The sequence below is a fragment of the Paenibacillus cisolokensis genome (genome assembly GCF_018403665.1).
In the GTDB taxonomy this organism is placed as follows: domain Bacteria; phylum Bacillota; class Bacilli; order Paenibacillales; family Paenibacillaceae; genus Paenibacillus_AH; species Paenibacillus_AH cisolokensis.
Map to the genome: position 1 here is coordinate 1 of NZ_BOVJ01000102.1, position 19357 is coordinate 19357.

Sequence of the window (19357 nt, forward strand, 5' to 3'; positions counted from 1 at the left end):
GGCCGACCTACGGCCAGCTTCGCGGTCCGCCCTGCGGCCAGCTTCGCGGGCCGGCCTGCGGCCGACCCGCAGCGGACATTCCGTTCCCTTACCGCTTTTCTTTCATCCCGAACGCTTCCGCAATCAGCTCATAGGAACGGATACGCGCTTGCGGGTCGTGAATCGGACTGTTGATCAGAATTTCGCTGACGTTATACGCTTCTGCCAACCGAAGCAGCCCCTCCTTCACCTGGTCCGGCGTTCCGATCACCCGCCGCTGGCGGTTTTGTTGAACAAGCTGCAATTCCGTCTCGGTGTACGGATAGTCGGCTGCGGTCTGGACGGACGGCAGGAAAGGCAGCTCCCTTCCGGTTCGGATGCCGAGGAACAACAGATCGCTGCTTCGCGCGAGCCGGTCCGCCTCTTCCTCCGTTTCGGCACAGATGGCAAGCGTGGCGATCATCGCACGCGGATGTTCCTCCAACAGCTGATTGGACTCAAAATGATCGAGATAATACTTCGTCGCCTCCTCGCCTCCCGGCGTGCCGAAAAACTCCGCGAAAGCGTACGACGTACCCAGCAGCGCCGCTATTCTCGCGCTCTCGCCGCTGGACCCGAGCAGCCAGATCTCCGGCGCTGTCGGTATCGACGGGGAAGCCAGCAGCTTCTCGAACGGATGGCCCGCAGGCATCGATTCGTGGAGGTAGCCGATAATATCCAGCACCTGCTGAGGGTAACGGTTCACATCGACGTATTTGTCCTGCTGCAGCGCTCTCGTCGACAGCGGCATGCCGCCCGGCGCGCGGCCAAGTCCGAGATCGATCCGGCCGGGATGCAGCGCTTCGAGCAGGCGGAAGTTTTCCGCCACCTTGTAGGCGCTGTAATGCGGGAGCATAATTCCGCCCGACCCGACGCGAATACGCGACGTGGCAGCCGCCAGATGGGCGACCAGCACCTCCGGACTCGAGAACGCAATCGCACGCATCGCATGATGCTCGGACACCCAGAACCGGGAGTAGCCCAGCTCCTCCGCCGCCTGAATAAGCCGCGTCGATTCCAGCAAGCCTTCCCGGGCCGTCCGGCCTTCGCTGACATATACTTGATCCAGTACGCCCAGCTTGATCATATTAACGCTCCTCTTGCCCTGACACCGCGCAGCCGTCGTCTGTGCAAACGGCGCCGCCGTCCGAATCTCCGATGACTTGCAGCGGATGCTCTTCCTCCCAAGCCTTCCGCAGCGCCTCCAGGAACACTTCGCTCGGCTGCGCGCCGGATACGGCATATTTGCGGTTGATGACAAAGAACGGAACGCCTCTGACGCCGAGCCGTCCGGCTTCCCGCTCATCCGCGCGCACCTCGTCCGCATAGTCTCCGTTCTTCAGCGCGCGCAGCGCCTCGGCACGGTCAAGACCGATCTCGGCGGCCAAATCGGCCAATGTTTCGATATCGCCGAGATGAAGCGTATCGGTAAAATGCGCCTTCAGCAGCCGTTCCGTCATCTCGACCAGCCTTCCTTTCGACGCCGCGAAATGCGCCAGACGGTGCGCATCGAACGTATTCGTCTGGATGGTGCGGTCAAAGTAATAATCAAGCCCGAGCTCCTTCGCCTGCCGCGTAATTTGGTTCGTATTGGCGACAGCCTGCTCCCTGCTCATGCCGTACTTGGCCATCAGCATGTCATGCACGCCCGGATTGCCGTCACGCCGGGCGTTCGGATCGAGCTCGAAGCTTCTATAGACGACTTCGACAGCCTCGCGGTTCGGAAATTGCCGCAGAGCGGCTTCGAAACGGCGCTTGCCGATATAACAGAATGGGCATACAAAATCGGACCATATCTCAACCTTCACAGGGCAACGCCTCCCATTGATGTGGTGGATCTACACCTCCAGTATAACACGTCGAGCAAAAAGTCACGATTTCGAGGGGCGGCCGGCTCATTCCCCCGGCTTCCTTCCTGCAGCGCCGAACGAAAATCGCCGCCGGTCCGCCGATCCGCTCAACATAAAGAACGGTGGCGAAAGCATTAATACAAATTAATACAACACTTTATCCGTATCGGCTGCGGCCGCACTTCCGGACATTCGATTGAGAAATTGGTTCATGAGCAGCGGAAGCGAGATCAGGATGGGAGGATCGTCCAGACGCGGAGAATAGAGCTTCACTTGCTGAAAGGGGACGGACGAGCCGGAGCTGACGACAATCGGCGATTTCGCGCGAAAGCGCATCGTGCTGTACGGAAGCAGAACATCGGCGGCCTGCATGCCCCAGGCAACGGATGTCGCCATCAGGTAATACGTGCCCGGCTTTACGTTCTCAAAGCAAAAGTTGCCCAAGGAAGAAAGCAGCGTGCCGTATAATGGAGCACCTTCGGGTATCGGTTTCGCAAACAGGCCGATCAAAATGACGCCTTCGAAAGAGGTCTCCGCGGAAACGGCGCCTTTCACACAGGTGCCGGGGCTCGCGGTCGGAAGCGGAGTATTCCATTGTCCGAGGTTCCGCAAAATATTCATGGAATTGTCCGCCAGCATCGTCTGATTTCGGAAGCCGGCCGGCGTCACGCCCACCCGTTCGGTAAACCGGGTCTAAAGGTGCCGAGGCTTTGCTGCCCGAATTCCAGAGCGATATCGCGCACGCTCAGACGGGGATTCAGGAGCAGATCTTTCGACTTCTGCAAACGGACGGACGAAATGTAATATTGGAGGGAAAGCCCGACCCTCTCTTTAAAAATGCGGAAGAAATGGTACGGACTGTAAGCCGCGTAACGGGCCAACCGCTCAAGGGTAAGCTCTTCGTCAAGATGCTGGTGAATATAGTCGATCACTTGATCGATTCCGGCATAGCGGTCGACGGGCTCCACCTTCTTTCTCCAATCCTGCTTCATTCCGGGGATACAGAACAAAAGTTCGCATACCCATCTTAACACAGATCGTCCGTATGGGAATGACGTATGCCTGAAAAAATGCCTGACCGCGTATACAAACCGGTTCCCCGACCGTGCTCATCCCGGCATACTCCAACAACAAAAAACAAAACTTCGAAATATAGCGGCATACCCGGAGCGTTTCTGTCAACGAAGTGCAGGAACTGCCAGGGCGGAAAAAGAAACATATACATAGAGAAGTTTTCTGAAAAGCTACAGCATACTACGGAAGGAATGAAGTAAATGCAAAAGGCCAGGCAGACAATAGGGAGGAAAAATCGTTCGCATCCACATCAAATCTCTTCCTCTGAAAGGAGCGACAAACCTTGAATGTAAACGATGCGCCCGATAAATGGGACGATCATCGGTCGCGCCTCGCTTCCGTAGGGCAAATCGCGGCCGGTATCGCCCACGAGGTCCGTAATCCTTTGACGGCCGTCAAGGGCTTTCTGCAGCTTTTGCAGAAACAATCACCGCACAGTTATATCGAAATCGCGCAGCAGGAACTGGACAACGCCATTGCGACGCTGCAGAACCTCCTTCATGTATCCAGAGAGGATCTGGAAGACGAACCGATGACGAAACTCAGCCTGTGCGCGGAGCTTGAATCGATATTAAACCTGTTTCAGGATCAGCTTTATCGCGTGACGATCGAGAAACATTTCGAACATGAAGAAGCCGAAATTGTCGGAAGGAGGAATCAACTGAAAAAAGCGTTTTCAACATACTGAAAAATGCTTTCGAAGCGATTTCGGGGAAAGGAACGATCAAAATTCATCACTATCTCCGGGAACGCAAGGTTTGCGTCAAAATCGCCGATTCGGGCGCCGGAATTCCGCGGGACAAGCTCGCGCTGCTCGGAACGCCTTTCTTCTCCACCAAATCGGACGGGACCGGGATGGGACTGGCCTATGTGTTCTCCACCGTTTACCAGCATGGCGGAACCATTGATGTCGAAAGCGAGGAAGGACTTGGCACGACCTTCACCCTTCAGTTTCCGCTGGAACTTTCCCAGGAGAAAGGGGTGGTCGTGTTGGATTTGCGTTACGAGAAAGGGCTTCAGCTCAAAGATTTTCTGAGTCTCAACAAAGAAGAGTTCGAGAAGCAGCTGCTTGGCAAAAGCGCTAAGATGAAAGAAATGATCCAGGAAATGAAAGAAATCGGCGATATCGACTTGTTGGGCAATGCACACAAATTGGTGGAGCTGATGGCGGACAACAAAGAATTGGAAATTGCCGACTTCGCGCAGCGGGAAGGCCGGTTTTGGGCGAAGCATCCTTCCCTCAGTTTGTCGGCCAAGCTCGAATGGTTCCAAGCGATACATAGCGTGTTGTGGGACTTCATATACAACTTCGAACGTTTGAGCGGGCAACAAACGACCCGTGAACAATTTTTCGCTTTGGAACGGCGAATGAATCCGATATTGGACATGTTCCTGCGCCATTTTTAATGAGCTATACGATGTTCAAGGAGGAATTGATCGAATCGCAGCAAGAGCTGATCAACACGCTGTCGGTGCAGATCATTCCGCTCACGCCTTCGGTCGCGATTCTTCCGCTGCTCGGGTCGATCGACACCAAGAGAGCCCGGATGATTCGGGAAAATGTGCTGCAGCAGATCGGCGCGCAAAAGATCGGCACATTGCTGATGGATATGTCGGGGTTAGAGGTGCCGGAGACGACCGTTGTGAAGCAATTGTTCAAGATGATAGACAGCGTAAGCTTCATGGGCTGCAAAACGATTTTGACCGGGATTCGTCCCGAATTGGCCGACACGATGGCCAATCTGGATATCTCCTTTATCGGGATCGGGAAGGTAGAAACGAAAAGAACATTGCAGCAAGCATTGAAGGAGTTGGGCATTTACATGAAGAGTACGTAAACGAAGAGAAGGGGCTATCCCACAAATGAAAAAAGGCTCTGGGCGAGCCCCTTTATTATGCCACTATACCGTAAATTCCACCGATCCTGCCGACCAAATCCAAATCAAGCGCCCTACCCGCCGAAGCCGGCGCCGCCCTTCCAACCTGCTCCCCCGCACCGATGGAAAGCAAAACTTCGGTCCTACTTCGTATTTGTACTTTCGTTTCCCGTTTAACAAATGAATCCAAGACGCCAAAGAGAGGGATGCGTACATGCTGCATAGACTGCTCAGACGTTTTCATCGGACAACATTTCGCAACAAACTTGTCATGACCTACATACTCATCATCGTCATTCCGGTTATTTCCGCTCTCATTTTTCAGGCATGCAATTATACAAGCAGACCAATTCGGATTATGAAGGGATCTTGCAGCAGCTTAACCACCGTACGAATGTGACGATCGACGATTTTTTACCAGTCTTGCCCGCAGCTCTTTCTTTTATCTGACAGAGCCAAGACTGAATGACATCATGAATAAGAGCAAGCCCGCTTCTGGAAAACAGTATATTGCGGACGCAAACTACATGCAGTCTTCCATGGAACAATTCGTGCTCATTAACAGCAATATTGCCATGATTTCCGTCCTTGCGCCAAACGGAAGCATCTATGGCAGCAAGCCCGAAAAGGCCGTTGAAATCGTCCAAACGATAAATTCGATCGGCAGAGAACGTTTAAAGAACACTCATTTTGCAGTAACCGTTTCCCCGGAGACTGCCAAACGGACTAACCACCGAATTTCCATCGTGCGGTATTTGTCCGACCTGAACCTGCGCAACGGCAGGGAAGGATATGCCAAAATCGACATTTACGACCGCGCGTTCGAGAATATGCTCGGCGGCATATCGGACGACGAGCCGAAGCTCGGTACGCTGGTACTCTCAGGCAATCGCATTCTCTATAATTCGGACGCTCGGTTCAACGAAATAAAAGTACAAGAAATGGAGAGGCTCACGTCAAACTTTACGCAAATCACAAACGGCAGCAAACGGACTTTGCAACTGAAATATAAGGATCAGCTCTATCTTTTCAGCGGCAGCGTCAATAAAGTGACCGGGTGGACCATCATTCAGTTCATTCCGGTACATCACATCTTTGACACCTTTGTCAACAATACGCTCAATTATGTGTTCTTCAGCCTGCTTTCGCTAATTGCAGCTCTGGCACTCGCCTTCTTCTTTCATCGATACTTCATACAACCGATACTCAATTTGTGTAAATCGATGAAAACGATGGATACTGTCCAGTTGTCCAATGTCATACCCGGAAGCGACCGGGAAGATGAAATCGGCAGGCTCATCAATAGCTTCAACGACATGATCCTTCGGCTTAAAGCCAGCCGCGAATCCGAAATCGCTTCCAGCGAGCTGCAAAAGAAAGCGGAGCTGAAGATGCTGCAGTCTCAGATCAACCCTCATTTCTTGTACAATACGCTGAATGCGATTCATTCCATTTCGGAGCTTCATCGGCTGGATCAAATTTCGGTGATGACGAAGAGTCTGGCCAGCATTTACCGCTACAATATCAAATACGGGGACGAAGTGACGATCGAGAAGGAACTGGAGCAGATTGAGAATTATATAAAAATTCAACAAATCCGTTTTCCGAACAAGTTCGAGGTTCAATACGATGTCAGTCCGGATGTGCTTCATTGTAAAATATTAAAGTTTCTCATTCAGCCGATTATTGAAAATTCGTTCTATCACGGTTTGGAACCGAAAGGCGGACAAGGGCTGCTCAAGCTGACAATCGGGCAGCGCGGCCAGCTTCTCTATATTTGCGTCTGCGATAATGGCGTCGGCATAAAAGAAGAGAAGCTGAAAGAACTGACGGCGATGCTGCAACAAAACAAGCATACGCCGGAAGAAGACACCGGGCGGAACTTCGGCCTTCGCAACGTTCATGCGCGAATCAAACATTTTTATGGCAATGACTACCGCATGGAGATTACGAGCAATGATCAAGAGGGTACATCCATTTCCATACATTTACCGATCAACAGGGAGTTGAGCAGCGATGAAAATTTTGGTGGCCGATGATGAATTTTTTGCCAGAAAAGCCATTGTGCAAATGATTCGCGACTGGGACCGGCAAGCCGACGTACTTGAAGCGGAAGACGGCAGCTCGGCCCTGCAGGCCCTTGAAACGGACAGGCCCGACGTGCTGCTGACGGACATTCGTATGCCGGGTATGGACGGTATCCAATTGGCTGCGCATATTTATCATCGTGATCCGCAAATGTCCGTCGTCATTATTAGCGGCTTCGACGAGTTTCCTTATGCCCAGGAAGCGATCCGCTATAAGGTCGAGAATTACTTGCTCAAGCCGATTGACCGGCAGGAGCTGTACCCGCTTCTCGATCAATTGAAAGCAAGAATCGCGGCAAAGCAAGAAGAAGCCAAAGAGCATGCGCTGGCTGCCGGCTTCTACGGTGAAATCGACCCGCGCCATTCTCCGTTGGCTGCCGATATCGAAGGCAGGTGCTACCGGACAATCGTCTTCTGGCTGCACCCAGGCCAGTATGAAGCCCTTGCCTTACTCTTTAAAGAGATGTTCAAGCGGCAAAGACGGCATCATGTCGTGATGAGCGACCGGCACCACCCGCACTTGCTTCTTGCCTGGGTATGCGGCAGTGAGACCGGCCTTGCCTATGAAAGCATCAGAATCGTATGCGATTCGTTAAACGACCAGCTCCGGCGCGAGACGGGAAAGCCTTGTCTCGCCATGGGAGCGAGCGCCCGCTTCTCGGAACTCGGTCGACTGGCTGAATCCTATAAAGCGGCGAAGCTGGCTGCGCTGCAAAGCTTCGCCGCCAGCACCCGGACAGTCGTCTGCAGCGAGAGCATCCGCAAAACATTTCGATATGACGCCGATCTTATTCACGAATGGTCACTCGCCTTTCAACGGAAGATGGCCATGCATCAAGCTGAGGAAGCGGCGGATATGATCCGCTCCTGGTTAAAACGATTCTCCGAGTGCCAGTATTCCGCTTATATGCTCCAGGACTGGTTCGCCGCCACTGTAAATGTCATGAACACCCTTATCGGCCGTTCCAGCCATGAAGTCGAGGCTTCCTTCATCGAACAACGAAGTCTGTTTGATTACTGCTCCTTGCAGCACTTGGAAGAAGGTTTGACGGGATGGGTTCACGCGGTCTGCGAATTGCTCAAACAAAAGGAAGCCAAGTTTGATCTGGTCGAGAATATAAAGAAAGATGTCGAAATTCATTATGCAAGCCGGATCACGTTAGAGGAGCTTGCCAAGCATAAATATTTCGTCGACCCAAGCTATTTGAGCCGATTGTTCAAAAGAAAAAGCGGCATGGGGTTTGCCAGCTACCTGTTATCCGTTCGTATGGAGAAGGCTCGCCAGATGCTTGAGAGCGGATCCGGACTATCCGTCTCCGACGTGGCAAGCGCGGTCGGTTTTAACGATGATTCGTATTTTATTCAGATGTATAAAAAATACTTCGGGGAGACGCCGGGAAAATCCAGAAATTCAAAACCAGTCGTTTCAGACAACGACTAAGACTAAAAGGAAAGTTGTTCATTTTTCTCCTATTTGTCGAGTCAGTTCTCTCCTATTTTCCTTTGCTCTTCTCTTGCTACAATGGCGGGTGTACAGCGTATATGACAAATCGATAAAGGAGTTGGGCAAATGAGAAAAAGCTGGATCAGAAGCGGGGTCGTCGCATTGATTGGCTTAACATTGGTGTCAACGGCTTGTTCCAATGGAAATTCTGAAAACGCATCCACCGGCCCGAATGACACTGCGGAAAGCGGCAACAAAGTGAAAATCGAATATTTTCAGATGAAGCCGGAAGTCGTGGATGTCGTAGACGAGCTGATTGCGAAATTCGAAGCGGAGAATCCGGGCATCATCGTCGAACAAAACAATGTACCGAACCCGGAAAACGTATGGTCGATGCGCGTTTCCACCAATGACGCGCCTGACGTCTTCACTCATTACCCGCATAATGCCGTATTTCAAAAGATGGCCCAGGAAGGCCGAGTCGTCGACTTGACGAATGACCCGCTGATGGCCAATGTGCAGCCTGCCATTGCGGACTTGAGCAAGATCGGCGGAAAAAACTACATGGTGCCGATCGGGCTCGCAACGCTTGGCGTGTACTATAATCAGGAAATATTCGAAAAACATCATCTTCAGCCGCCTAAGACATATGCCGAATTGATCGAAATCTCCGAAAAGCTTCTGGCTGCCGGCGTGACGCCGATGTATTTCCACGACAAGGACTTCAACGGCATCCGTCAGGAGGTCGTCTACAAAATGGGACAAACGATGCCGAACATCGAACAGTTCCTTGACGACGTAATGAATGGTAAAGCCCATATTACAGACAATCCGGACTTCAAGCCATTCGCGCAAAAGCTGCTTGATCTGCGGAAATACGGTCAGCAGGACAATATGGGCACAGGCTATGATGACGCTCTTCGCGACTTTGCCAATGGCAAAGCTGCGATGTGGTTTACCGGCATCTGGGCGATCAAAGAGATCAAAGCTTCCAATCCCGATCTGAAATTCGCGATGTTCCCTCTGCCTACGGAAGACCCGGCGGATCTGAAAACACAAGTCTCCGTCGATACGGCAATCGGTCTTCCGGTCGGCGGCAAGAACGAGGCGGAAGCGCGCAAATTTATCGAGTTCATGTCGTCCAAGGAGTCTGTTGAAGCCTATCTGAAAACGGCAGGATATCCGTCGGGTATTAAAGGTGTGGAGAGCGGTCGCCCGGAGATTGCTTCTCTGACGGATCTGATCGCCAGCGGCAAGGTTTACCCTACAATCGAGCGTCTGTGGCCTCCGGGCATTAATGCGGAAGTAGGCAAAGCTACGCAAGAGTTATTCCTGACGAAAGATATCGATCAGTATCTGAATAAGCTCGATACGATTTTCTACAATAAATTCAATCAATAACGCAGTTCAATAAGGCGGGAAGACCTTGAAAGCCAACGTTCGGTCAAGGTGTTTCCCGCTTTTTGCAAGATGGAGGTCGATTATGAACATTCGCGGCTTAAAGCCTGGCACGATATTTTTCCTGCTTACGGTTCCTGCGGTACTGCTGTATATCGTTTTTTCCTCGTCCCTCTCTTCATCGGGTTCTATTACAGCCTGACGGACTGGGACGGCTTCTCCTTGTCCTACGATATCGTCGGACTGAAAACTATCGTACGATTCTGCAAGACGAGCGATTTATGAACGGTCTTGTCTTCACGCTGTCGTACACGATCCTTATTGTGATCGGCAAGCTCAGTATCGCTTTAATTCTTGCACTAATGCTGAGCGGTTCCCTGAAGCTGCGCGGCTTCTTTCGTTCGATTTATTTCTTTCCCGCCGTACTCAGCATGATTACAGTCGGCATGATCTTTAATTATTTTTCTATGCCCTGTTTCCTCCGCTTGGCGAATCGCTCGGCGTCGAATGGCTGTCCCGGAACATTCTCGGCAATAAAGATACCGCCATCTACGGTATCGCCCTGACGAATATTTGGCAGGGCTTTGCCATCCCTATGGTTATCTTTATAGCCGGACTTTCCAATGTACCGAAGGATTTGACAGAAGCAGCGATTATCGATGGAGCTTCTCCGGGACAACGTTTTTCGCGATCACAGTGCCGTTCCTCATTCCGATGCTTACCGTCAACGTTGTGCTGGCGGTCAAGAGCGGGTTGACCGTATTCGACTATATTGTAGCGATGACGAACGGAGGACCGTCGAATTCTACCGAATCGCTCGGTTTCCTGATCTACCAGCATGGCATGAATGAAATGAAATTCGGCTACGGCACGGCCGAAGCTATCTTCGTATTCTTGATCATCGCCGTTATTTCTTACATCCAGATTAGGCTGCTTTCACGGAAGGAGGTCGGACAACAATGAAGCAAAGCCTGTTCCTGCGCATATTCAGCTATACATTCCTTGGGATCGGTACGCTCTTCATCCTCGGTCCGATTTTTCTCACCGTATCCATTGCAATGAAATCAAGAGCGGAAACGACGAAAAGCTTCCTTGCTCCCCCTTCCGGCTTATACTTGGATAACTTTATAGCTGTTATCAACAAAGCGAATTTTTGGAGTATTTTTCAAAACTCCGTATTTATTACGCTCGTATCGCTGCTGCTGATGCTGATAGCCATCCCCATGGTGTCTTACGCAGTATCGAGAAATTCGAACCATATGTATTACAGGTTCGTCTACACGTTGATCCTGCTCGGCATTTTCGTCCCTTTTCAGGCAATCATGCTGCCGATTTACCGCCATATGAGCAATTTGGAGCTGCTCAATCAAGGCGGACTGATCATTATGTATCTCACGCTATCTTTCTCGCAAGGACTTTTTCTATGTGTCGGATTTCTCAAAAATATCCCTTTGGAACTCGATCAGGCATCCAAAATCGACGGCTGCGGCGTATGGCTAACGTTCACGCGGGTTATTTACCCGTTGATGATGCCGATCCTCGCAACGATATTAATCTTGAACAGCCTGTGGATCTGGAACGACTTTCAACTGCCGCTTATTATGCTGAATCGGCATCCCGACTATTGGACATTGCCATTGTTCATTTACAACTTCAAATCAGAAGTAAGCTTCGACTACAATTTGGCATTTGCGGCCTTCACTCTTTCGATGGCGCCGATATCGATCTTGTATGTTTTTACGCAACGTTACATTATCGGAGGGTTGACGGAAGGCTCTATCAAATAAGAACGGCTCGGGGAACAACAACGCCTCGACGATCATCGTCGAGGCCCGCTCTTCCCGTGAGCTACTGATGTCGGTTCCGGTATAGCAAATAAATAAAGAAAGGCGCGCCCACCCCCGCGGTAAAGACGCCCGCCGGAATATCCAGCGGAAGAAAAACCGTTCTCGCAACCGTGTCGGCAATTACCAACATCAGACTGCCGATCAGCGCCGCAACCGGAATTAACCCGCCGAATGTCGGTCCTACGAGACTCCTTGCGATGTGCGGCGCAATCAGCCCGATAAAACCGATCGCGCCGGCGACAGCCACGGCCGAACCGGCCAGCGCCACGCTGATGAACAGCAGAATGAAGCGGTGAAGCTGAACGGGAGCGCCCAGCCCTTTCGCCACATCGTCCCCCAATCCCTGAACGTTGACGTTTCGGGAATACAGCAGCGCCAACGGAATCAATACCGCCACCCAGGGGAGCAGCATGTACACCTGTTCCCACGATGCGCCGTAAATGCTTCCCGTTAACCAAATGTATGCCCGGCTGGCAGCCGTGATCGGGCTGAGGGTGATCATCAGCATGATGAGCGAACCGGTGGCCGCCGAAATTCCGATTCCGATCAGCACCAGTCTGATCGGCGTTACCCCTTTGCTCCATGCCAGCAAATAAACCGCGACCGAAACGAGCCCGGCCCCCATAAAAGCGGCAACCGGGAGCCATTTGATGCTGACCGTCCCCGCCAAATAGGTAATAAAAGCGACAGCCGCAAAGGAGGCGCCCCCTGTAATCCCGACAATTTCCGGGGAAGCCAGCGGGTTCCGGACGATGCCCTGCAGAATCGAACCGGAAACGGAAAGAGCCGCTCCGACAAGGACGGCGGCAATAATCCGCGGAAGCCGCAGCGTCCCGATCACCATCTCCTGCTCCGCCGTCCCTTGTCCCATCATCGTTCGGAACACGTCAAGCGGCGAAATGCTCGTGTTGCCGAGTCCGATACTGGTCACAAAACGGCGAAAGTAAGAAGCGCAAGCGCAGCAAACACCGTCACCGTTCTTTTGTGCACCAGAAAAGAGACCCTTCCCTTTTTGCTGCGAAAACGATCAGCCGATTCATTGAGCCCCCTCTTTCGAACGAAACCCTTTACGGGCAATGTAAATAAAAACGGCACCCCGATCAATCCCGTCATGACGCCAAGCGGCATCTCTCCGGGCATAACCAGGAAACGGGCGGCGATATCGGCGAGCAACAGCAAAATCGCTCCCAGTACCGCGCTGTAAGGAATAATCCAGCGATAATCGACACCGACAAAAAACGGGCGATGTGCGGAATGACGAGACCGACAAAGCCGATGGAACCGGCAACCGCAACAGAACTCCCGGCCAACAAGACGACCGTGACGGCGATCGCGATTTTCACCGTTACCGTTCGCTGCCCGAGCCCTTTGGCGATATCTTCTCCCGAGGCCAGAATATTGACAGGCCGCGCCAGCATAAGCGCGGCGATTCCGGCCACAAGCATGTAAGGCAGAACCGGAATCAGATTGTCCATATCTTTGCCGGCAACGGAACCGGCCAACCAGAACAGCACATTTTGCAACCCCGCTTCATTGAGCACCAGCATCCCTTGCGTAAACGAGCTGAACAAGGCCGTCATGGCCGAACCGGCCAACACGATTTTGAACGGCGTCATGCCGTCCCTCCCGAGAGAGCCGAGGAAATAGACGATCAGCGCGGAAACGCCCGCTCCCGCAAAGGCGACCCATATCAATTGGTCTATCGAAGAAACGGGCAGCATGGTGATGGCCAGGACAACAAAAAAAACGGCCCCCGAATTGATGCCGAAAATGCTCGGCGAAGCCAGCGGGTTGCGGGTCAGCGCCTGCATCAAAGCGCCCGCAACGGCAAGATTCCCCCCGATCAGGGCGGCAAAGACGGCGCGAGGGAGCCGGGTCGTCCGGATAATGACATGGTCGTTCGAGGCGGCATCGTAACGGATAAAGGACTCGGCTGTCGTTTGCAGGCTGATGTCCGTCGTCCCAAACGCAATGCTTGACAGAAATGAAATCGCCAGCAGGAAAATGCAGACCCCCAATCCCAGCGCTTTCAAAAACGTCCGGTGCAACAATGCTTTCACAAAGGTCCTCCCTCTTTAGTCACGATGAGAAGAAGACTGTTGACACCACTTGCGGCCAACAGTCCCGTCATTTCGAAATACGCTATTGCAAATCATAGATTTCGTAGAGGTCTTCCAGCATTTCCATTGCCGCCAACGGACCGGAGCCGTTATTCCATACCGCGGTATCCACTTCGTACACCCGATTGTGCTGAACGGCTCTCAAATTTTTCCATAACGGATGCTCGGTCCATTCCTTTCTCAAATCCAGCCGGCCGTCATCTCTCGACAAGCTCGTCTGGTCAAAGATGATATCCGCATCCATTTGGGGAATGTTTTCTTTGGAGGCGAGCTTGACCCCCCAGTCTTCTGCCCCCTGCTGGTTGACCGGACGCGCAATTCCCAGCTCGTCCAGCACGAGAGCCGAAAATCCCGTATATACGATTCGCGCATGATCCGCCCGGAAGTCGACAATCCCGACTTCCAGCTTTAATTTGTCTCCCATTTTTCTTGGAAATCGGCGATTTTGTCCGCCCACTCCGCCAGAAACTTCTCTTCCTCATCCTGCTTGTTCAAAGCTTCCGCCGTCAGATGCAAGGAGTCCTTCCACAGATGCACTTCTTCGGTCATGACCGTCGGAGCGATCGCCGACAGTTGGCTGTAAATTTCTTCGTGACGCGTTTTGGAAGCGATGATCAGATCCGGTTTGAGCGCGACGATTTCTTCCAGGTTGGGCTGGTTTTCCGATCCGAGGTTCGTTACCCCTTCCATCTTGTCCCGGATATAGTTGTACCAAGGCTGTTCGATCCAGGATTCAACGGCTCCTACCGGCTTCACGCCCAACAGCAGGGCGGCGTCCGTCGCTCCCTGAAACAGCGTGACCACTTTTTCCGGCGTCCCTTTTACTTTTGTATCGCCCATTGCATGCCGAACGACGCGGACATCCTGATTTTCCGTATTTTGCGCCTCCGACGGCTGCGACGACTGCGAGGACGGCGTTTCCGCTTCCGATTGCGGCGGCTGCGAGGTTGACGCTGCCTCCTGCCGATTCCCCCCGCAGCCGGCTGCTACGAACGCCACCAACATCATGACCGCCAAAATCGCGAACCCTTTTTGCATTTTGACCATTCCTGCTTCCTCCCCTGATTACCGCCGCTGTAAAAATGTTCTTTAGTAAGTAATCGATCTTTATGAACGTCCGTCCTTTGCGTAATGTAGTTTCGGGCAGACCGTACAGTACTCTCTATCTGTGGAAACTTGATAATAATAGCAGCATGTTTTTCGAATGCGGACCGATGGCTTCGATGCGGAAACGGCGCGCGAGCCGCCGTAAAACCGGCCGAACGGATTCCGTGTTTCCCCGAACAAAGACGCCGGCGCTTTGCCGATCAGATATTCGAAGTCTTCCTGCATACGGGAGCGCGCCTCGCCGCCGGCCTCCGCTTCCATTCGCTTCTCGTACAAGGAAAACAGGCGGACAGCCGTATTTTCCCATAAAATCGGCATCGGAACGTTGGCGACTTTGGAGACGGAACGCCATATCGGGGCGAGATGTTCGGCAAACAGACTGTTCGCGATGCGATCGCGCCATTCGGACCGTTTCCCGGCCGCGGGCAGGCTTACATGCAAACGGCCCAGACGGATATGAGACAACCACGACTTGCGGTCCGGGGACGTTTCAAGATGGCTGCTCCCGATCGACAGATCGATTCCTTTGTTGTACATGGTCATCGCGTACAAGCCGGGCATAACGGTCAGGAATGCGTACCGCTTGGAAAACATCGATGCCGTAACCATTCGCGACGGCGATTGGAGAACTCCGGTCAGCTGATCCAAATAGGCCGCGCATTTTTCCTCGTCGAGCAAATCGGCGGACGGAATGGAGACAGCCGAATTTGACGGCGGACTTTCGCAAATGCGAAAGTGCTTCGTCAAATAATCCCATTCCCCGGCCTCCAACCGGTTTATCGTTCCCATGTTTGCGTTCTTCCTTTTAAGTTTTTTCCCGTTTACGACGTTTTCGAATTCGGCCGCAGCAAAGCTTCGGCGATTTCATCGACTACCCGATTGACCGCGATCGGTCCGTAGTAACCGATCCATAACGTTGTGTTGACCGTCCTTACCCGATTGGCCTGCACGACGCTCAAATCGTTCCAGACCGCCGTTTGCTGATACCGGTCCGTTAGCTCCGCATTGGTGTCGTCCTTCAACACGAAGAGCCGGTCCGCGTTCAATTTCGGCATTGCGTCGAGCGAAATATACGAGCTGGTCCTCCGGTCGTCCACAGCCATGGCCGGCGCCGCCATGCCGAGATCGCGGTACAAAATTTTCGCCGTGCGATGCGCCGTCATATGCAGCCGGATCTTATTGTCGCGCGGCCGGATCAGGGCGACGGTTTCGCCTCCGAGATTGCCGGCGAGCGCGGCCTTCAGCGCCGCGATTTTTCGATTGTACTCGTTCACCACGTTCTGCGCTTCCCGTTCCTTGCCGACCATCTGTCCCAACGTCAGAAGCGTGATTCGCCAATCTTCATATCTGTCGAACATCACGGTCGGCGCTATTCGGCTCAGCTCTTCATAAACGCTCTCCTGGAACTCCGTGCAGATGATCAGATCCGGAGCCGACCGGGCGACGGCCGCCAGATCAGGCGCTTCCTTCGTTCCCAGCACCTGGATGCCGGCCAGCCGGTCGGACAAGTATTCGGGAAATTTCATGGCGTCGGTCGTGCCGCTGACGCTGCCGACCGGCCGTTCGCCAAGCGCGAGCAGCTGATCGATATACTGACAGTCCAGCACCGCGATTCTCTGCGGAGCCCGCTTCAGCTCCGTCTCGCCTTTCAGGTGCTTGATGTATCTTCGTCTGTTAGGCCCCACTCCTCCTTTATATACAACCGCCCCCGACTGTAATTGATAATGAGTCTCATCATCACTAGTATTACTATACATTTGCGCAATTCCGGGAACAATGTACGATTGCGACAGATGGAATGGATTTTGACGACGGCGTTCCGCTTGCCGGACCTGCTCCTGAAACTGGCGGGGCGAGACGCCGAAGTACTTTTTAAACAACCGGCTGAAATAGTAGCTGTCCGAATAGCCGACGGCCTCGGCGATCCGGACGATCGGCACGTCCGTATGCTGCAGCAGCAGCTTGGCCTTGTCAAGACGAACCCGGATCAAATATTCCATCGGACCGACATGCAGCTTCGCATTGAACAGCCGCTGCAACCGTCTGGCATTGCAGCCCAGCATGGTCGCCAAAGCTGGCAGGGTGAGCGGTTCGGCGTAGCATTCCTCGATATAGCGAATCGCTTGGGATAGCGGATTCGGTTGCACCGCCCCTTCGCCTCGATCGTGCCGTTGCCGCAGCAGCTCGTAAACAAATTGATGAAACAACGCTTTGACATGAAACGTTTCCAGCATGCCGCCTTGCTGCCAACACCGGTTCATTTCCTCCGCTTTCCAATAGAGAGAGAGCGGGTATTGCGGCACAAAACCATATTGAAGATGAAAAGGATTGTCCGTCTGATCCAAACGAAGCGGTTCCCGGCTCGGCGCCGCCCATACCGCTTTATAAAACACCATGTAATATTCAAGACCTTCGGCCACCCGCGCAATATCGAGCATCGCGCCTTTACCGGCGTGGCAGACCAGGCATGAATTCGCCTCGTAAGCGATTTCATCGATCGACACCAGCGCCTTGCCCCGCGTTGCAAACAAAAACAGGCTGGACGGAAGCCGGTACGCTCGCAAGCTTTCGCCCGGCCGCATCATCCTGTGACGCACGTCCAGCACCTGGAGAGCCGCATCGTTCCATAGCGGCATCTGGTCTTGAAAAGTCAATTCGTTTCCCTCCCGTATCGGGTTTGAAAATAGCGGCCTGCGGAATAAGTCTATTATATAGATAATGATTATCACTATCAATTTAGATGGCAAAAATAAAGCGGCCGCTCTTACTTTAATATCATCATTCCCACTTGAATAATAGGATTAATGATGTTATGATGTCTACCAACAGCATATTGCCGATTGGTCCGCCAAAGGCCTCCTGCCATCCGAACCCGTTCGGAACGCCAGGAGGCTTTATATTTGCAGCGCAAACGATCGTTTCAATGGGATTAAGGAGGGAAATCCGAATGGGAAACGTAAGCAAACGAACCCGGCATCATGCACTCACGGTTTTGATTATCGCTGTACTCGCCTTGCTGCCGGCCGCCTGCGGCCAAAGCGCGGCTACCGGCACGAACGCCTCCGGCTCCGGTGACCAACCGGCAAGCGACCAGTCGGGCGACAATTCGAACGGGAAGACACAGGAGAAAGTCGTCATCAACATCGGCGTCCAAGGGAAGACCGGAATTTTGCCGTACGCCCGCGAGAAAGCCCTCTTCGAAGAAGCGCTGGCTGCCGTAAATGCCGAAGTGAAGTGGCACGAATTCGCAAGCGGACCTCCGCATTTCGAAGCGCTCGCGGCGGGCCGCATCGATTTCGGCGCCGTAGGCGGAACGCCGGTCATTGCCGGCCAAGTCGGCAATATCGATTTCCGTGCTGTGGCCGTGACATCCGACGGCAAGAAGGGCAACATGATCGTCATTCCGAAAGACAGCCCGATCAAGGAATTGAAAGACTTGCAGGGCAAGAAGATCGGCGTCGCCAAAGGCAGCAGCGCTTACAACTTCCTCTATTTGGCGATCGACAGAGCCGGACTGAATCGCGACGACATCAAAGTGATTCAGCTTCAACCCGACGAAGCGCGTCCGGCGCTCGACTCCGGCGCGATAGATGCCTGGTCCATTTGGGAACCGTATGCGACGACTGCCGTGTTCCAGACGGGCGCCCAAGTTCTCGTTTCCGGCCAAGACCTGAACATTAACGCCCCCGACTTCATTATCGCCCGCACGAAGTTCCTTACGGATCATCCCGACCTGACCGTCGCATTCCTGAAGGCGTACGAGGAAGCCCGCCTCTACTTTACGACGCACATCGAGGAAGTGACCGACGATCTAGCCAAGTCGCAGAAGCTTGATCGGGAGATCGTCGCGACCGTGTTGAAAAATTCCGAACCGCTGCTCTCCCCGATCACGCCGGAGTTCGCCAAGGCGCATCAGGAACAAGCCGACTTCTTATACTCCGTCGGCGCGATCGACAAACAGGTCGACACCTCGAAGGTGCTGGAGAGCAAATTTGTCGAGCAGGCATTGAATGAACTGAAGGAGGGGAAATAAAGAAAATTCAAAAAGCCAGCGTGAATTCGCTGGCTTCTCGACATATCTTGGGTTTCAGCAGGTATGCCGAATATGGCAAACCTCTATTTTGGTCCAAATGCTCTTCCAATTTTTCTTCGCGATCCGTTCCTCGTAAATTTCGGCTCGTTCCTTCGTTTCTGCAAAGCAAGGCGTCGGTTTCACAAGCAAATTCAGCACATCTTCAATACCGCAAGGGGCAGCTAAGACCACGTCGTTTCGTTCGTCTAACGCAAGCCCTAATGCTGTCGCGGTTTCGGGAAATTTTGAGATCGCATCGACGGACGAAGTATATGGCGGTATGTTATTTACAATGTGCATTCTTGCTTCATTTTTGACAGACCAAGGAATGTCGGGATTCATACCTTTAAGCTTTTGTTCCAGCTGCTTCATCCACGCGTCGTCTTTTACAAGTTGAATGATGTCCTGCTCATTTTCTATTTTCAAAAACGATCTCCTCCCGAACATATATGCTTATTGTAGT

At 52.8% G+C, this 19357-nt stretch carries 18 protein-coding genes and 3 pseudogenes; 11 read left to right on the forward strand and 10 right to left on the reverse strand.

The annotated features are described in order from the left end of the window. Positions 1 to 88: 88 nt before the first annotated feature. The 3 genes and pseudogenes from PACILC2_RS14320 to PACILC2_RS14330 all read right to left on the reverse strand — a co-directional run bounded on the left by PACILC2_RS14320 (position 89) and on the right by PACILC2_RS14330 (position 2860). The gene (locus PACILC2_RS14320) at positions 89 to 1105 is read right to left on the reverse strand and encodes an LLM class flavin-dependent oxidoreductase (protein ID WP_213529224.1); all 1017 of its coding nucleotides are present in this window, start codon (positions 1103 to 1105) and stop codon (positions 89 to 91) included. Position 1106: 1 nt separating this feature from the next. Then, a complete protein-coding gene (locus tag PACILC2_RS14325; protein WP_213529225.1) occupies positions 1107 to 1826 on the reverse strand; it encodes a DsbA family oxidoreductase in 720 nt (239 codons plus the stop codon). A gap of 186 nt (positions 1827 to 2012) precedes the next feature. Beyond that, positions 2013 to 2860, reverse strand: a pseudogene (locus PACILC2_RS14330) (helix-turn-helix domain-containing protein). Between the two features lie 365 nt (positions 2861 to 3225). Here PACILC2_RS14330 and PACILC2_RS26955 point away from each other — a divergent pair. The 10 genes from PACILC2_RS26955 (at position 3226) to PACILC2_RS14370 (ending at position 11535) form a co-directional block, all read left to right on the forward strand. Further along, the gene (locus PACILC2_RS26955) at positions 3226 to 3630 is read left to right on the forward strand and encodes a histidine kinase dimerization/phospho-acceptor domain-containing protein (protein WP_244863515.1); all 405 of its coding nucleotides are present in this window, start codon (positions 3226 to 3228) and stop codon (positions 3628 to 3630) included. Between the two features lie 41 nt (positions 3631 to 3671). After that, positions 3672 to 4349, forward strand: a complete 678-nt coding sequence (locus PACILC2_RS26960; RefSeq protein ID WP_372447134.1) for an ATP-binding protein — start codon at positions 3672 to 3674, stop codon at positions 4347 to 4349. Beyond that, positions 4349 to 4780: an STAS domain-containing protein gene (locus PACILC2_RS26965; protein WP_244863516.1), complete on the forward strand. Its 432-nt coding sequence runs from the start codon at positions 4349 to 4351 to the stop codon at positions 4778 to 4780. The genes PACILC2_RS26960 and PACILC2_RS26965 overlap by 1 nt, the downstream gene beginning before the upstream one ends. Positions 4781 to 5292: 512 nt before the next feature. Beyond that, positions 5293 to 6858, forward strand: coding sequence for a sensor histidine kinase (locus PACILC2_RS14340; RefSeq protein ID WP_213529226.1), 1566 nt, complete (start codon positions 5293 to 5295; stop codon positions 6856 to 6858). 31 nt (positions 6859 to 6889) lie between these two features. Next, entirely contained in the window at positions 6890 to 8347 is a 1458-nt protein-coding gene (locus tag PACILC2_RS14345) for a helix-turn-helix domain-containing protein (RefSeq protein ID WP_244863524.1), read from the forward strand. Positions 8348 to 8608: 261 nt separating this feature from the next. Then, positions 8609 to 9751 (forward strand): ABC transporter substrate-binding protein, encoded by a 1143-nt coding sequence (locus PACILC2_RS14350; RefSeq protein ID WP_213529228.1) that lies wholly within the window; start codon positions 8609 to 8611, stop codon positions 9749 to 9751. 278 nt (positions 9752 to 10029) lie between these two features. After that, on the forward strand, positions 10030 to 10314 hold the full coding sequence (locus PACILC2_RS14355) for an ABC transporter permease family protein (protein ID WP_213529229.1): 285 nt from the start codon (positions 10030 to 10032) through the stop codon (positions 10312 to 10314). Positions 10315 to 10337: 23 nt separating this feature from the next. Beyond that, positions 10338 to 10505, forward strand: coding sequence for a hypothetical protein (locus PACILC2_RS29405; protein ID WP_372447135.1), 168 nt, complete (start codon positions 10338 to 10340; stop codon positions 10503 to 10505). Beyond that, complete coding sequence (locus tag PACILC2_RS14365; protein ID WP_213529230.1) at positions 10463 to 10711, forward strand: carbohydrate ABC transporter permease; 249 nt, start codon at positions 10463 to 10465, stop codon at positions 10709 to 10711. Before PACILC2_RS29405 ends, PACILC2_RS14365 begins: the two co-directional genes overlap by 43 nt. After that, positions 10708 to 11535 carry a carbohydrate ABC transporter permease gene (locus tag PACILC2_RS14370; RefSeq protein WP_213529231.1) on the forward strand — a complete coding sequence of 276 codons (828 nt, stop codon included), beginning with the start codon at positions 10708 to 10710 and terminating at the stop codon, positions 11533 to 11535. Before PACILC2_RS14365 ends, PACILC2_RS14370 begins: the two co-directional genes overlap by 4 nt. Positions 11536 to 11596: 61 nt before the next feature. On the opposite strand, the gene PACILC2_RS14375 is transcribed toward PACILC2_RS14370, so the two are convergent. The 6 genes and pseudogenes from PACILC2_RS14375 to PACILC2_RS14395 all read right to left on the reverse strand — a co-directional run bounded on the left by PACILC2_RS14375 (position 11597) and on the right by PACILC2_RS14395 (position 17476). Continuing rightward, a complete protein-coding gene (locus tag PACILC2_RS14375) occupies positions 11597 to 12526 on the reverse strand; it encodes a FecCD family ABC transporter permease (RefSeq protein ID WP_307860593.1) in 930 nt (309 codons plus the stop codon). A gap of 105 nt (positions 12527 to 12631) precedes the next feature. Continuing rightward, positions 12632 to 13655: pseudogene (locus PACILC2_RS14380) on the reverse strand (FecCD family ABC transporter permease). Positions 13656 to 13737: 82 nt separating this feature from the next. Continuing rightward, entirely contained in the window at positions 13738 to 14139 is a 402-nt protein-coding gene (locus tag PACILC2_RS26970) for an ABC transporter substrate-binding protein (RefSeq protein ID WP_244863517.1), read from the reverse strand. Next, positions 14124 to 14762, reverse strand: a complete 639-nt coding sequence (locus PACILC2_RS26975) for an ABC transporter substrate-binding protein (RefSeq protein WP_244863518.1) — start codon at positions 14760 to 14762, stop codon at positions 14124 to 14126. The genes PACILC2_RS26970 and PACILC2_RS26975 overlap by 16 nt, the downstream gene beginning before the upstream one ends. Positions 14763 to 14822: 60 nt before the next feature. Further along, a complete protein-coding gene (locus PACILC2_RS14390) occupies positions 14823 to 15611 on the reverse strand; it encodes an IucA/IucC family C-terminal-domain containing protein (protein WP_213529232.1) in 789 nt (262 codons plus the stop codon). A 32-nt stretch (positions 15612 to 15643) separates the two neighbouring features. Further along, a complete protein-coding gene (locus PACILC2_RS14395; protein WP_213529233.1) occupies positions 15644 to 17476 on the reverse strand; it encodes an AraC family transcriptional regulator in 1833 nt (610 codons plus the stop codon). 293 nt (positions 17477 to 17769) lie between these two features. Between PACILC2_RS14395 and PACILC2_RS14400 the strand changes: the two genes are divergently transcribed. Next, positions 17770 to 18855 (forward strand): aliphatic sulfonate ABC transporter substrate-binding protein, encoded by a 1086-nt coding sequence (locus PACILC2_RS14400; protein ID WP_213529234.1) that lies wholly within the window; start codon positions 17770 to 17772, stop codon positions 18853 to 18855. Positions 18856 to 18909: 54 nt separating this feature from the next. Here PACILC2_RS14400 and PACILC2_RS14405 read toward each other — a convergent pair. After that, a pseudogene (locus PACILC2_RS14405) lies at positions 18910 to 19263 on the reverse strand (nucleotidyltransferase family protein); the annotation flags it as partial. Between the last annotated feature and the right edge of the window lie 94 nt (positions 19264 to 19357).